This is a genomic window from Rosistilla carotiformis (genome assembly GCF_007753095.1).
GTDB lineage: Bacteria > Planctomycetota > Planctomycetia > Pirellulales > Pirellulaceae > Rosistilla > Rosistilla carotiformis.
This window is the reverse complement of record NZ_CP036348.1, coordinates 705,565-719,236: the sequence shown is the minus strand read 5'-3', so window position 1 is coordinate 719,236 and position 13,672 is coordinate 705,565. Positions and strand designations below refer to the sequence as shown.

The window sequence follows — 13,672 nt, the reverse complement described above, 5'->3', positions numbered from 1 at the left end:
CAGCCGAAACGGATGAGTCGGTCGCTGCCTGTTTCCGATCGCAAACCAATTTAAAAAGCGATTTTGCCACAGAGGTCACTGAGACCACAGAGAAACCCATTTTCAAAGACACTCTCGGTGGCCTCTGACTTCTCTGTGGCAAAGGGAGCGAATGCGGGATAGCCGCTAACCGATTGCCCTGAATTGTTGTGCGATTGGGAGAGTTGCGTTTTGAGGCGGGGGCCCACTTCCGCATGTGCCCCACTATATTTCCACCCCTGAATGACAGCGATCTCGATGATGACAACGTTGCGACGGAGTGTTATCCGCCGATCTGATACATCGCCCGCTGGGGCTGCTGGAATCCGGGCCGCGAGATCAGGTGACCGGGCTCTTTGGCGGCGACGCTTTCGCTGATCAAGTTCCGCAGATCGGCGTCACTAGCGCCCGACCGCAATAGCATTCGGAGATCCCAGTTGCGATCGGAGAACAGACAGTTCCGCAAGCCGCCGCCCACACAAAATTGCCGCTGGAGTCGAGGCTTCAGCCGAAACGGATGAGTCGGTCGCTGCCTGTTTCCGATCGCAAACCAATTTAAAAAGCGAGTTTGCCACAGAGGTCACTGAGACCACAGAGAAACCCATTTTCAAAGACACTCTCGGTGGCCTCTGAGTTCTCTGTGGCAAAGGGAGCGAATGCGGGATACCCGCTAACCGATTGCCCTGAATTGTTGTGCGATTGGGAGAGTTGCGTTTTGAGGCGGGGGCCCACTTCCGCATGTGCCCCACTATATTTCCACCCCTGAATGACAGCGATCTCGATGATGACAACGTTGCGACGGAGTGTTATCCGCCGATCTGATACATCGCCCGCTGCGGCTGCTGGAATCCAGGCCGCGAGATCAGATGACCGGGCTCTTTCGCGGCGACGCTTTCGCTGATCAAGTTCCGCAGATCGGCGTCACTAGCGCCCGACCGCAATAGCATTCGGAGATCCCAGTTGCGATCGGAGAACAGACAGTTCCGCAAGCCGCCGCCCACACAAAATTGCCGCTGGAGTCGAGGCTTCAGCCGAAACGGATGAGTCGGTCGCTGCCTGTTTCCGATCGCAAACCAATTTAAAAAGCGAGTTTGCCACAGAGGTCACTGAGACCACAGAGAAACCCATTTTCAAAGACACTCTCGGTGGCCTCTGAGTTCTCTGTGGCAAAGGGAGCGAATGCGGGATACCCGCTAACCGATTGCCCTGAATTGTTGTGCGATTGGGAGAGTTGCGTTTTGAGGCGGGGGCCCACTTCCGCATGTGCCCCACTATATTTCCACCCCTGAATGACAGCGATCTCGATGATGACAACGTTGCGACGGAGTGTTATCCGCCGATCTGATACATCGCCCGCTGCGGCTGCTGGAATCCAGGCCGCGAGATCAGATGACCGGGCTCTTTCGCGGCGACGCTTTCGCTGATCAAGTTCCGCAGATCGGCGTCACTAGCGCCCGACCGCAATAGCGATCGAAGATCCCAGTTGCGATCGGAGAACAGACAATTGCGCAGGCCGCCGTCAGCCGTTAACCGCAGCCGATCGCAGGCATTACAAAACGGCTTCGAGACCGGATTGATAAAACCGACGCGGCCGCTGCCGTCGGCGAATCGGTAGTCGATCGCCGGTTGAGCGGGATCGTCGCGGCCGGTTTCCTGCAGCGGCCCATATTGGGTTTCCAACCGTTGGCGGATCGCGTCGCCTGTTAAAACGTTGTCATCACGCCATGCCCGATCGGCATCCAATGGCATGTATTCGATGAACCGTAGCGTTAAATTTCGGCGGCGGGCGAAATCGACAAGTGGCACAATCTCCGTTTCGGTTAGTCCGCGAATCGCCAATGCGTTCAGCCGAATCTGTTCAAACCCGAGATCGATCGCGTGGTCGATCCCCGCGATCACGCGGTCGACTCCGCTGCGTCGACTGATCCTTTGAAAGGTCGCTTCGTCCAACGTATCGAGGCTGATGTTCAAACGCTGCAACCCGGCCGCCTTTAACGATTCAGCAAACCTAGGTAGCAGGATCCCATTGGTCGTCAGAGCGATCTCATCGACTCCCGGGACCGCCGCGATTCGAGCGATCAGCGCGTCGAGGTTCGGTCGCAGTAGCGGTTCGCCGCCGGTCAGCCGAATCTTCGAAACGCCAGCGGAAGCCAAGAGCCGGACGACGCGAACGATCTCATCGAACGAGAGCAGATCAGTTTGGGGCAGAAAGCTGTCGACATGCTCGGGCATGCAATAGAAGCAGCGGATGTTGCAGCGATCGATCACGCTGATCCGAAGCGAACGATGGACGCGGCCGAAGCGATCGATCAATCGCCCGGCAGCCTGCCGCGGTTCGGCGGTATGCGTCTCATCGAAAGCAGTCAAAACGTGTTGGCAATCCAAGTAGGAAACGCCCCCATCGGGGCCAAGCAATAAGGAGATCCGACGTGCGAACCCTTCTCGATTTTAGACGATCGAACGCGGTGCGAATATGGACGCGCGAACCGCCGATCGGCAATCGTTTTGCGTGAGCCGGTGCCGAGCATGGGACATCGGATCCAACGGGTACCTGGTGAAAGGATGATGAAATCCCACCGTACGCAGTTGCAGCGACGTTCGCGAGATATCATCTTGACGTTCGCCAAGGTACAGTGCTCGCGATCTCACAGTCTTCTGGATCGATTCGCATTCAGGACGCTCTAGCATCAGGACGACGGAACATGAAATCACCATTTCAAAGCGACCAACCACGCTACCCTTCACTTCCTACCGACATCGAAGGGTTTGATGCATTGGCAACGTTGGCACTCGACCTGCGTTCTTCCTGGAATCACTCGACCGACGTGATTTGGCGGGCGCTCGATCGCGAACTCTGGGATCTGACGCACAATCCGTGGGTCGTGTTGCAGACGGTCTCGCGGAAACGTATCGAACAGCTGCTGAGCGAGCCAGCGTTTCGCAACAATCTGGACCAGGAGCTGCAGGCTTGGCAGCAGCTGCACGAAGCGTCCCCCTGGTTCCAACGGCAACATGCCGGTTCAGAATTGAAACAAGCGGCGTACTTTAGCATGGAATTCATGCTGAGCGAGGCGTTGCCGATCTATTCCGGCGGCCTCGGCAATGTAGCGGGAGATCAATTGAAGGCGGTCAGCGATCTTGGTGTCCCCGTGGTGGGTGTGGGGTTGCTGTATCAGCAAGGGTATTTCCGGCAAACGATCGACGCCGAGGGATCGCAACAGGCGCTGTTTCCCTACAACGATCCAGGCCAATTACCGATCACGCCGCTGCGTCGCCCCGATGGGCAATGGTTGCGATTGGAGATCTTGCTGCCGGGCTATTCGGTTTGGCTGAGGGCCTGGGAGGCACAGGTCGGACGTGTGAAGTTGTATCTTTTGGACAGCAATGACGCGGCGAACTATCCCGCGCATCGCAGCATCACCAGCGAACTCTACGGCGGCGGCCCCGAACTCCGCCTAAAGCAAGAACTCGTGCTCGGCATCGGTGGCTGGCGGCTGCTCGAAGCGCTCGGCATCGCCCCGGAAGTTTGCCATCTAAACGAAGGGCACGCCGCGTTTGCCGTGCTCGAACGCGCCCGCAGCTTCATGAACGCCACGGGGCATTCGTTCGAAGTCGCACTGGCGGCAACACGCGCGGGCAACCTGTTCACCACGCACACCGCCGTAGCGGCTGGCTTTGATAGATTCTCGCCTAAGCTGATCGAACAATACCTCGGTCGCTATGCGACCCAAATGCTTGGGATCGAAGTCCAAGACCTGCTGGCGTTGGGGCGACAATCAGTCGACAATCCCAACGAAATGTTCAACATGGCCTACCTGGCGATTCGCGGAAGCGGGGCAATTAATGGCGTCAGCCGGTTGCATGGCGAAGTCAGCCGCAGGATCTTCGAACCACTGTTCCCGCGGTGGCCCGAAGCGGAAATCCCTGTCGGTCACATCACCAACGGAGTCCACATGCCCAGCTGGGACTCCGCAGCCGCGGACCAATTGTGGACCGAGGTCTGTGGCAAGGAACGTTGGCGCGAACCGTGCCCGAAATTGCCCGAAGCGATCCGCAAAGTCTCCGACGCTCAACTGTGGCGTTTTCGCATTGAATCGAGCAAGGCGCTGGTGGAATTTGCAAGAGACCGGCTGTCCCGACTGCTTGCCTCGTCAGGGGCCGATGAGAGCGAAGTTGAAGCGGCCAAACATCGGTTCGATCCGCATGCTTTGACACTCGGTTTTGCCCGTCGGTTTGCAACGTATAAACGTCCGAATCTGCTGCTGCATGATCCCGATCGACTACTGCGATTGCTGAGCGATCCCGAGCGTCCGGTGCAATTGATTTTGGCCGGGAAAGCGCATCCCGCCGACGACGCGGGAAAAGAAATGATCCGTCAATGGATTCAGTTCATTCGTCATCCATTAGCCCGCAAGCATGTGATCTTCCTGAGCGACTATGACATGCTGATGACCGAACGGTTGGTCCAAGGGGTCGATGTTTGGGTCAACACGCCGCGGCGTCCTTGGGAAGCCAGCGGCACCAGCGGAATGAAGGTGCTGGTCAACGGAGGCATCAACCTTTCGGAACTGGATGGTTGGTGGGCGGAAGCTTACCGGCCCGAACTCGGTTGGGCGCTGGGAGACGGCCAAGAACACCAGGATGATTCCGCAATCGATGCGGCCGAAGCCGAACAGCTCTACCAGATCCTGGAAAACGAAGTGATCCCCGAATTCTACGACCGCAACGCGGAAGGCATTCCCACGGCGTGGCTGCAGCGGATGCGAAACAGCATGTCGACGCTAACGCCCGAATATTCGGCGACTCGTACCGTGCGGCAGTATACCGAACAGCATTATCTGCCGGCGGCCAAAGCGTATCGCAAACGGATCGCATTCGACGGACAACTGGCAACCGGCATCGCCAACTGGGAAAACTCGCTGAAAGAGAAATGGAGCTCGCTGCGATTTGGCGCCGTGCAATGCCACACCGATGCCAACGAACATCACTTTGAGGTGGAGGTCTATCTGGATGGACTGGACCCCAGTTTTGTCGCCGTGCAGCTATATGCCGAAGCACGGGAAGAAGGCACGCCGCGTTGCGTTGAGATGCGGCGGACCGCAAGCCGTCCGGACGACGACGGAACCCCGTGGACGGTCTTTCAGGCATCGGTTCCTGCGACGGAGATCGCCGACGACTATACCGCCCGGGTGATCCCGATCCACAGCGACGTGGCAATCCCGTTGGAACTGAACCTATGTCTCTGGCAACGCTAGCCTCTCACGGGGCCAGAAGACAACATGACCGATGGATGCAGCACCGTGGCATCCCATTTGACCATGCAGTCTCGGCGTTGATTGAAGAGGTGGAAACATCGGGAATGCGAGACCGTATCTTGCTGGTCGCTTGCGGCGAAACGGGGCAGGGGAGGTTGCATCAACAAGCCTGCGACGGAGCCTCAAGCTCGGCGGGAACTATGGCTTCGCAATGCAATAGACCGCGTCTCCGGTGCGCAGAATTAACTGGCCGTCGGCAATCGCGGGTGTGGTCATGCAAAGTTCGGTGCTGTCGAGTTCATTGGTCTGCAAGAGTTTGAATTCAGGACCGGCGGCAATGGCCAGCGTTTTCCCAAACTCATTCAGACAGAAGATCTTTCCCTGATAAGCCCACGGCGATGATGTAAATGATCTGCCGCCGGGGATCCGTTTCTTTTCGTAGATCACTTCACCCGTGAGCGCATCATAAGAAGCCATCAGGCCCCGATCGTGCAGAACATACAACTGGTCGCCGTAGACGATGGTCGATGGGTTGTATGGCGCTGCCTTGGGCTGACACCACGCAATAAACTCATTGGACGTTGCCTCGCCACGAAGTGAAATATCGCCCGATGCGCCTGGCCGAATCGCAAAGATGGGCCGCATGTCGTCATTGACGTAACCCGACGACACATACAGTAGTCCATGCGCCGCGTATGGCATCGCGATTGTGATACTCGAACATCCACTCAGCTCGTAAAGCAGTTTGCCGTCCAGGTCATACGATCGAATCCGGCCGGTTCCCGGCGTGATGATCTCGGTCCGCAATTCGTGCTTCCAGATGAAAGGCGTGGACCAGTTGCTCTTTTCGTCGCGTTCGACTCGCCAGACTTGCTCTCCCGTCTTTGCGTCGATCGCCGCCAGGTAGGACGCATCTTCATTATCGCTTATCAGATACAGGCGTCCTTCGTGCAGTACGGGAGAAGCGGCGGTACCCCAGTCGTAGCGCGTTTTGCATGGTGGCAGTTCCTTTTGCCAAACCAAATCACCGTCGACACTCAGGCAGTACAGCCCCACATCGCCAAATAACACATAGAGATGTTCGCCATCACTGACTGGCGTTTCCGATGCGTAACTGTTCTTGATATGACGCGAAGTAGCAGGTTTTCCCTGGTGAAGCGTTTTCTCCCATAATGGCTTTCCCGATTTCCGGTCCAAGCAGATCGCCTTCCATGCATGCGGCACGTCAGCTGGTTTCTCGCGATTACCGCCGAAGTAAAGACCCGGTTTCGCATCCTCCGGCTTACCCGTGTTTCGAGTTACTGTGGTCAAAAACAGACGCTCACCTACCACGATTGGCGATGACCAACCGCGACCGGCAATCGGCGTTTTCCAAACGACATTTTCGGTTTCGCTCCATCGGTCCGGTAGCTCCATCGCTTCGGAGACGCCTCGCGATTCGGGACCACGAAACTGCGGCCAGTCCTCGGCCGATAGACGCGTGGAACCGCCAAGGATCAGAGCCGCCATCGAGAGGAAAAACAGATCGAGCCTGAGTTGGCGGAACATAGAGTCATACCTTGCGTGGACGGAGAACATGGTTGGTTGCGCCATGATATTCCAACAAGTGCAGAGCTGCCAACTTGGGCAGCCCCCAATTCCCCTTGTTACAATGCCACCAATGACGGGGACGCCCCTCCCATGAACATGACATTGACGAGGCTTTGCTGTGATCACGAAGTGCAAACGAATTCGACAACCAGCACTGCTGCTCGCGTTAGCGACAATCTGGCTGAATCAATCCGCCCAATCTGCTCCCGCTGCGGAACCCGCCGGAAAACCACTAAAGGTTTTCATTCTTGCCGGGCAGTCGAACATGCAGGGGCATGCAAAGGTAAGCACGTTCGACGCCATGCGGCTGAACCCGGCGACAGCACCGCTGTTGAAACAGATGCGCAATCCGGACGGATCGCCGCGAGTCTGTGAAAAGGTTTGGATCACATCGATCGGATCCGCCGACGCCGAGCAAACCGGCCGCCTGACGGTCGGGTATGGCGCGGCGGCGCGGGGGCCAAAGATCGGTCCGGAATTCACGTTCGGCATCACGATGGAAAGCCTGATCGACCAGCCGATCTTGATCATCAAAACGGCCTGGGGCGGAAAGAGTTTGCATACGGACTTCCGCCCGCCGAACGCTGGCCCCTATGAGTTCAATGAAACGCAATTGAAACAGTTCCAAAGGCAGGGCAAGGACATCGTTCAGATCAAAGCGGACAAGACGAAAGCCACAGGACACTACTATCGCCTAATGATCGATCACGTGGAAAAGGTGCTCGCCGATATCGGGCGAGTCTATCCGGACTACGACGCAAAGCAGGGTTTCGAATTGGCGGGCTTCGTTTGGTTCCAAGGCTGGAACGACATGGTCGATGGCGGCGTTTATCCGTCGCGGGATCAGCCGGGAGGCTACGACCAGTACAGCAAGCTCTTGACGCAGTTCATTCACGATGTCCGAAACGATCTCGCGTCGCCCAAGCTGCCGTTTGTGATTGGCGTAATGGGAGTCGGCGGCCCGACCGACCACTACGGCCCGGAACAGCAGCGTTACACCGCCGTTCACCAGAACTTCCGCGACGCGATGGCCGCGCCGGCAGGGCTCCTCGAATTCAAAGGGAATGTGTCCGCCGTGTTGACCGAAGACTACTGGGATAGGGAAGTCGTCCGATTGCAAGAACGGGAAAAAATTATCAAGCCAAGGCTGGACGAGATTGCAAAATCGATCAAGGCGGGCACAACGCAACGCGATGAAGGACAAGTCGCGATCAACAATCTCTACGCCGCGAATTTCGACGAACGAGAATTGGAGATCCTCCAGCAAAGTACTTCAAACGCCGCCTACCATTACCTAGGTTCCGCCGGCATCATGGCGCAGATCGGCAAGGGCTTTGCCGAGGCGACGGTGCAATTCACGAAGTGACGTGCGCTGTCCCCCAGGGTGACAAGCACCTGGAATGCCAACAACGGTTGTATTCGACTTGCCGTTTCCCAGAATGGAAATGGGAGCACCCGTTTGATGTCAACCGACAAGTTATCGGGTGAGCGACGGTCGCACTGCGGGTCAACGATTCAAATTTTTTCGATGGTGGAAACACCCCCGATCCACGCTGCCCGGCAAAGCAAAGCAACTTTGTTACTGGAAGTTTTTGCATCGAAGACAGCGAGGAGTCACCGGCTTGTTCTTGGAACGGGCCCATCCCGGCGAATGGCCTCCCACCGACAAACGCTCATACCGCTGTTTCTTCGAAACCAATTCTGCCAAAAGGGTCCACAACCGAAGTTTCAGCGGCCCCGCCCGATGACTGGAACGTGCTGACCGTGGCCCCGCCCGGACACAATCTTTGAGAAGGAAACGCCCCTTCACCAAGGCGTTTGGATACCACGACTCGGACGACACAGTCGCCGCTGCAAATTTGAAATGGTCATCCAACCGCTGCCCATTTCGACGACTACAATGAAACGTCCCATTGGTTCTCCGTTCCTGGCCCCTATTGAATCCCTATAAAATACCCATGCAATTCCTCCATTCATCCCGTCGTCAATTTCTGCTTGCCTCTTCGGCCGTCTTGGCAGGGGCGTCGTTGCCCCGTCTGGCGGCAGCGGCCAACGAGCATGCCTATAAGCTCGGCATCCAGCTCTATTCGTTGCGTGGCTTTAACGTCGACCAGGCACTTCAGCATGCCAGCGATCTTGGATTCGAACAGGTCGAATTCTACAGCGGCATGTTGCCAACGAACGCATCGGCCGACGAAATCAAATCGATCCAGAAGAAGGTCTCCGATTTGGGAATGTCGATTTCGGCGCATGGCGTCAATCGCCTCACCAAGGACGCGGATGCCAATCGCAAAATCTTCGAGTTTGCCAAAGCTGTCGGTATTCCAACCATCACGGCCGATCCGGATCCTGATTCCTTCGACAACCTCGACCAGCTTGTTCAGGAGTTCGACATCCGGGTTGCCATTCACAACCACGGTCCGAAACACCGATACAACAAAGCGATCGATGTACTGCATGCGATCGAAGGTCATGATGCACGGATCGGAGCATGTGCCGATCTCGGTCACTACATTCGATCGGGCCAACGGGAGACCGAAGTGATCCGTCTGTTCCAAGGCCGGCTGTATGGCATCCATTTAAAAGACTTTGCCGAGATGAAAGACAAAACTCACGGCGTCATTTTGGGCAAGGGTCACTTGGATGTCGAAGGAGTCTTCGGTGCACTCAAGGCGACCGATTTCCCCGAAAACGGGGCCATCTCGCTTGAATACGAAGAGAATCCCAAAGACCCGATCGATGATATCCGTCAGTGTGTGACGATCGCCAAAGCGGCGATGGATAAGAGTGGAGTTTAAGTGCAACGCCAGTAACCCGGCGATGCCCGAAGCGTCCCCGACCGCTCAGCGCACAGCATTTGGCGCGAACGCGAATTAGCACCTGGACACCTAAAATGGCTCGTCGCCCCTGGCGAGCCAATCGGTTGCCGCGCTATCGGTTCGCGTTTCCACCGAACCTCTAGGCCGATGCATCTTGGCTCGCCCGAGACGCGCAACACTCGTTGATCGCATCCTTCCATCGCACGGTTGCCGTCGTGTTTACACGCCACGACACTCCACCGAGGAAGCTTCGTGCGCTCGCGGCTTGGGCATACACTTTGGTGGCGCAAATGGAGGGGTATGCGTGCCATCCTCCAAACCTCGCATCTGGAGCGGCCCCTTCCGCTCCGGAACCACGTCCTTTCCCCAAACGCGCTCGCCAGCGGGCTGCAACGTGCGTTGCGTAGGCAAGCGGGGCAAAGCCGACAATTTCCCGATTGCGACTGAAGCCACAGCCGCGAAAGCAACGAAGAAACCCTCGGAGATCGGATACCGCGAAGCACACACCTCCACAGAGGGGCTTCTTGCCTTAAATCAAGCTGAAATGCATGGCGTGCGACGAGCCGCGAAACGATCAGGGCTTGCCTAAACGCCCTGGTATCGCATACGATTCGTGATTCGGACATCCAGCAAACTGTGCGGCATCCGCCAACAGATCCATTTTTAATTCAAGCCCGATCCGAGATTGTACCAAGCCAATCTCTATCGCCGTCACCGGAGCCAAACCGATGAAAGAGGGAATCCACCCTAATTACCAAACCACCGAAGTCATCTGTGGTTGCGGTAACACGTTTACAACACGCAGCGTTCAACCCGAACTGAAGATCGACATTTGCAACATGTGTCACCCCTTCTACACGGGCAAACTGAAATTTGTCGACACCGCTGGGCGGATCGATAAGTTCCAGAAGAAGTTCGCTGCGGGCAGCTACGCCAGCTTGGCCAAGGGCAAGAAGAAGAAGTAGCTACCGAATCGGAACGACCAACTGACAGCCGTCGCGTATCAACGCGATGGCTGTTTTTATGCTTATAAGGCGCGCAGCCGGCGCGTCTTGTTGAAGTACATTGGCACGCCGGCTGCGTGCCCAGCGACGAATACCATGACTTCCATTCGCGACACCCTCGACGGCAAGCTTAAACGATTCCTGGATCTCGAACGCCAAATGGCCGACCCCTCGGTCCAGGCCGACGGAACGATGATGTCGGCTGTCGCCCGCGAGCATGGCGGGCTGGCCCGGTTAGCCAACAAATTCCGCACCTTCAAGAAGCTGACCGACGAAATCCGCGGCTGCAAAGAGATCATCGAAGAGACCGAAGATCCCGAGGAACGCGAGATGGCCGAAGAAGAGGCCGAGGATCTACGGAAACGACGCGAAGCGTTGTGGGATGAATTGCTGACGATGACCGTTGGCGGTGAAGACGCTTTGCGGACGCGTTGCGTGATGGAAATTCGCTCCGGCACCGGAGGCGACGAGGCGGCGCTGTTCGCCCGCGATCTGTTCGAAATGTATCGCAAACATGCCGAGCGCGTCGGTTGGAAGACCGAGATCCTCGACACGAGCGTGACCGAACTGGGCGGCTTCAAAGAAATCACGTTGGCATTTGAAGGGGAGGGCGTCTTCCGCGACTTGCAGTACGAATCGGGAGGACACCGCGTACAACGCGTTCCCGAAACCGAGACTCAAGGCCGCGTCCACACCTCCGCAGCCACGGTGGCAGTGATGCCGGAACCCGAAGACGTCGAAGTCACCCTAAAACCGGATGACTACCGCGTCGACAAATTCTGTGCGTCGGGCCCCGGCGGCCAGCACGTCAACAAGACCGAATCAGCGATCCGATTGACCCACTACGAAACTGGAATCGTCGTCCAGTGCCAGGATGAAAAGAGCCAACACAAGAACCTCGCCAAGGCGCTACGCGTGCTGAAGACGCGGGTCTACGAAAAGAAACGCGAAGAAGAGATGGCCAAACGGTCCGATACCCGCAACAGCCTGATCGGTTCGGGAGATCGCAGCCAGCGGATTCGCACCTACAATTTCCCACAGAATCGTTTGAGCGATCACCGCATCAACCTGACGCTGTACAAATTGGATCAGATCATCGCGGGCGATTTGCAACCGGTCACCGATGCCATGATCGAATACGATCGCGACCAGTTGCGCGGCGACATGGGCGTTATCTAGCCCCCCGATCCTCACAAGGAACCAGGAACATGAGTGCCGAACAAGCCGAAAAGTGGACCATCCTGCGACTGCTGGAATGGACGACGGAATACTTCGGCAAGTCGGGCTCCGATTCGCCCCGCCTGGACGCCGAACTGTTGCTTTCCGAAGCGCGTGGTTGCGAACGCATCGAACTGTACACCGCGTTCAACGAAGAGCCCGGAGACGAAGTGCGCACGGCGTTTCGCGAACTCGTCCGCCGCCGCGGCGAAGGGACTCCCGTTTCGCAACTGCTGGGCCGCAAAGAGTTTTATTCGCTGTCGTTTCGGGTCAGCGAAGACACATTGATCCCACGCCCCGAAACCGAACACCTCGTGATCGAGGCGTTGGACGAATTCAAGCGGCAAGGGCAGTCCAAAGAGTCGCTGCAGATCGCGGACGTCGGTACCGGCAGCGGGATCATCGCCATCTGCTTGGCAAAAAACCTCCCCAACGCCCGCTTCACGGCGATCGACATCTCCGCGGCGGCGCTACGGGTCGCGGAAACCAACGCGGCGGCGCACAAGGTTCAAGACCGGATCCAGTTCATCGAAGGGGACCTTCTGGCGAAGCTTCCCGAAACGCCGACACTGGACATGATCTGCAGCAATCCACCTTATGTCAGCGAAGCCGAATATGCCGAACTGGACAAATCGGTCCGTGACTTTGAGCCGCGTCAGGCGCTGGTCGGCGGCCCCGACGGAACCGAAACGATCGTCCGCCTGATCGCCGAAGCCCTCCCGCGACTGAAGCCCGGCGGACGGTTGATCTTTGAACTGAGCCCGATGATCGTCGACCAGGTGATCGAACACTTGGCCCACGTCGATGCGGCCGAAGATGTCCGCGTGATCAAGGACTTGGCTGGACACAAACGGATCGTCAGCGTCGCCCGCAGCCAATAGACAGACCAGCCTCTCGACCCGAGCAGAAAAAAAGCCGGACGCAATTGCGTGCCGGCTTTTATCGTTTATCGATCCGGAGTCCAAGCGAAACATCGCTTGGGTGATTCGATGGGTATCCCAGCGAGCCGAAGCAGCTTATTTGGCCGCTGCAAAACCATCGGCAACGGCGCTCCAGTTGACAACTTCCCAGAAGGCGCTGATGTAGTCGGGACGACGGTTTTGATAGTTCAAGTAGTAGGCGTGCTCCCAAACGTCCAAGCCGAGGATCGGGGTGCCACCGATACCGGCGACGGCTTCGCCCATCAAAGGACTGTCTTGGTTGGCGGTGCTGCCAACTTTCAGCTTTCCTTCGCTGACGTACAACCAAGCCCAACCGCTACCAAAGCGAGTCGCTCCGGCGTTGGCGAAGGCTGTCTTGAAGGCATCCAATCCACCCAAGTCGCTATCGATCGCAGCGGCCAGGTCGCCGCTGGGAGCACCACCGCATCCAGGGCCCATGACGGTCCAGAACAGCGAGTGATTGGCGTGTCCACCGCCGTTGTTGCGAACGGCTCCCAGCTTGTCGGCAGGGACTGCCGAAAGGTTGGAGATCAGATCTTCGATCGACTTGCTTTCCAGGTCGGTACCGGCGATCGCGTCGTTGACCTTGGTGATGTAAGCCTGGTGGTGTTTCCCGTGGTGGATCTCCATCGTGCGGGCATCGATGTGAGGTTCCAGGGCGTCCAGAGCGTATGGAAGTGCAGGCAATGCGTAAGCCATGAGGTTTCTCCGATTATCAGGTGCCAGGGTTTGCAAGGGGAACGGGGTCCTGCTATCGCAGCACCCTATCTAGGCACCATAAGAGTAGCCGCCCGGCGCGACAAGGGGCCACCTCACGGTGGCCTTGC

11 protein-coding genes are annotated in these 13,672 nt (G+C 57.3%); 6 read left to right on the top strand and 5 right to left on the bottom strand.

Annotated features, from left to right (window positions below):
• Positions 1–301 precede the first annotated feature (301 nt).
• The 3 genes from Poly24_RS26835 to moaA form a co-directional block, all read right to left on the bottom strand.
• Positions 302–442: a hypothetical protein gene (locus tag Poly24_RS26835; protein WP_231753437.1), complete on the bottom strand. Its 141-nt coding sequence runs from the start codon at positions 440–442 to the stop codon at positions 302–304.
• Positions 443–824: 382 nt separating this feature from the next.
• A complete protein-coding gene (locus Poly24_RS26830; protein WP_231753437.1) occupies positions 825–965 on the bottom strand; it encodes a hypothetical protein in 141 nt (46 codons plus the stop codon).
• Positions 966–1,347: 382 nt separating this feature from the next.
• A complete protein-coding gene (moaA, locus tag Poly24_RS02585; protein WP_145090030.1) occupies positions 1,348–2,385 on the bottom strand; it encodes a GTP 3',8-cyclase MoaA in 1,038 nt (345 codons plus the stop codon).
• Between the two features lie 335 nt (positions 2,386–2,720).
• On the opposite strand from moaA, the gene glgP reads away from it, so the two are divergent.
• On the top strand, positions 2,721–5,273 hold the full coding sequence (glgP, locus tag Poly24_RS02580) for an alpha-glucan family phosphorylase (RefSeq protein WP_145090027.1): 2,553 nt from the start codon (positions 2,721–2,723) through the stop codon (positions 5,271–5,273).
• Between the two features lie 198 nt (positions 5,274–5,471).
• Here glgP and Poly24_RS02575 read toward each other — a convergent pair whose 3' ends face one another.
• The gene (locus Poly24_RS02575; RefSeq protein WP_197452267.1) at positions 5,472–6,821 is read right to left on the bottom strand and encodes an outer membrane protein assembly factor BamB family protein; all 1,350 of its coding nucleotides are present in this window, start codon (positions 6,819–6,821) and stop codon (positions 5,472–5,474) included.
• 160 nt (positions 6,822–6,981) lie between these two features.
• Between Poly24_RS02575 and Poly24_RS02570 the strand changes: the two genes are divergently transcribed.
• The 5 genes from Poly24_RS02570 (at position 6,982) to prmC (ending at position 12,785) form a co-directional block, all read left to right on the top strand.
• Positions 6,982–8,229 (top strand): sialate O-acetylesterase, encoded by a 1,248-nt coding sequence (locus Poly24_RS02570; RefSeq protein WP_197452266.1) that lies wholly within the window; start codon positions 6,982–6,984, stop codon positions 8,227–8,229.
• 592 nt (positions 8,230–8,821) lie between these two features.
• Complete coding sequence (locus tag Poly24_RS02565; protein WP_145090024.1) at positions 8,822–9,661, top strand: sugar phosphate isomerase/epimerase family protein; 840 nt, start codon at positions 8,822–8,824, stop codon at positions 9,659–9,661.
• Between the two features lie 749 nt (positions 9,662–10,410).
• Positions 10,411–10,647, top strand: a complete 237-nt coding sequence (gene rpmE / locus Poly24_RS02560) for a 50S ribosomal protein L31 (protein WP_145090020.1) — start codon at positions 10,411–10,413, stop codon at positions 10,645–10,647.
• Positions 10,648–10,782: 135 nt separating this feature from the next.
• Positions 10,783–11,865: a peptide chain release factor 1 gene (prfA, locus tag Poly24_RS02555; protein WP_145090017.1), complete on the top strand. Its 1,083-nt coding sequence runs from the start codon at positions 10,783–10,785 to the stop codon at positions 11,863–11,865.
• A 29-nt stretch (positions 11,866–11,894) separates the two neighbouring features.
• Positions 11,895–12,785: a peptide chain release factor N(5)-glutamine methyltransferase gene (gene prmC, locus Poly24_RS02550; RefSeq protein ID WP_145090014.1), complete on the top strand. Its 891-nt coding sequence runs from the start codon at positions 11,895–11,897 to the stop codon at positions 12,783–12,785.
• A 135-nt stretch (positions 12,786–12,920) separates the two neighbouring features.
• On the opposite strand, the gene Poly24_RS02545 is transcribed toward prmC, so the two are convergent.
• Positions 12,921–13,544, bottom strand: coding sequence for a superoxide dismutase (locus tag Poly24_RS02545; protein WP_145090011.1), 624 nt, complete (start codon positions 13,542–13,544; stop codon positions 12,921–12,923).
• Positions 13,545–13,672 lie beyond the last annotated feature (128 nt).

Coding starts and splice junctions, on each gene's coding strand:
- Poly24_RS26835 (WP_231753437.1), bottom strand. CDS start 442: ATGCTATTGCGGTCGGGCGCTAGTGACGCCGATCTGCGGAACTTGATC.
- Poly24_RS26830 (WP_231753437.1), bottom strand. CDS start 965: ATGCTATTGCGGTCGGGCGCTAGTGACGCCGATCTGCGGAACTTGATC.
- glgP (WP_145090027.1), top strand. CDS start 2,721: ATGAAATCACCATTTCAAAGCGACCAACCACGCTACCCTTCACTTCCT.
- Poly24_RS02575 (WP_197452267.1), bottom strand. CDS start 6,821: ATGTTCCGCCAACTCAGGCTCGATCTGTTTTTCCTCTCGATGGCGGCT.
- Poly24_RS02565 (WP_145090024.1), top strand. CDS start 8,822: ATGCAATTCCTCCATTCATCCCGTCGTCAATTTCTGCTTGCCTCTTCG.
- rpmE (WP_145090020.1), top strand. CDS start 10,411: ATGAAAGAGGGAATCCACCCTAATTACCAAACCACCGAAGTCATCTGT.
- prfA (WP_145090017.1), top strand. CDS start 10,783: ATGACTTCCATTCGCGACACCCTCGACGGCAAGCTTAAACGATTCCTG.
- prmC (WP_145090014.1), top strand. CDS start 11,895: ATGAGTGCCGAACAAGCCGAAAAGTGGACCATCCTGCGACTGCTGGAA.
- Poly24_RS02545 (WP_145090011.1), bottom strand. CDS start 13,544: ATGGCTTACGCATTGCCTGCACTTCCATACGCTCTGGACGCCCTGGAA.